Annotated in this window: 5 tRNA genes; all 5 read left to right on the plus strand. The window is 48.8% G+C overall.

Annotation, left to right across the window (positions count from 1 at the left end):
• The first annotated feature begins 83 nt into the window (after nt 1-83).
• Nucleotides 84-159 (plus strand) — tRNA-Gln (locus HMPREF0634_RS02110).
• 23 nt (nt 160-182) lie between these two features.
• Nucleotides 183-271: transfer RNA gene (locus tag HMPREF0634_RS02115), tRNA-Ser, on the plus strand.
• Between the two features lie 4 nt (nt 272-275).
• Nucleotides 276-351, plus strand: a tRNA-Phe gene (locus HMPREF0634_RS02120).
• A 14-nt stretch (nt 352-365) separates the two neighbouring features.
• A tRNA-Met gene (locus HMPREF0634_RS02125) sits at nt 366-442 on the plus strand.
• A 7-nt stretch (nt 443-449) separates the two neighbouring features.
• Nucleotides 450-522: transfer RNA gene (locus tag HMPREF0634_RS02130), tRNA-Lys, on the plus strand.
• Nucleotides 523-531 lie beyond the last annotated feature (9 nt).

Here is a 531-nt window from a genome sequence, read left to right on the forward strand (position 1 = left end):
GTAATTTGTATGGTATAAACTGGATTTAATATGACCAAGATGTGGCCTGTGCAGGGGAACACCTGTAGGCATACTATTAATATTGGGGATTAGCCAAGTCGGTAAGGCACATGACTTTGACTCATGCATCCGTGGGTTCGAGTCCCGCATCCCCAGCCAAAAAAAAAATTAATAATTTATGTGGAGAGGTGTCCGAGTGGTTTAAGGAGCTGGTCTTGAAAACCAGTGATGTCGTGAGGCACCGTGGGTTCGAATCCCACCCTCTCCGCCACTATGCCTAGATAGCTCAGTCGGTAGAGCAGGGGACTGAAAATCCCCGTGTCGGTGGTTCGATTCCGCCTCTAGGCACCATAGAGATATAATATGGCGGTATAGCTTAGTTGGCTAGAGCGTTCGGTTCATACCCGAAAGGTCACAGGTTCGAGTCCCGTTACCGCTACCAACATTATGGACCATTAGCTCAGCTGGGAGAGCACCTGACTCTTAATCAGGGTGTCCAGGGTTCGAGCCCCTGATGGTCCATTTTTTTGT

Origin of the sequence: Peptostreptococcus stomatis DSM 17678 (genome assembly GCF_000147675.1) — a bacterium.
GTDB classification, from domain to species: Bacteria; Bacillota; Clostridia; order Peptostreptococcales; family Peptostreptococcaceae; genus Peptostreptococcus; species Peptostreptococcus stomatis.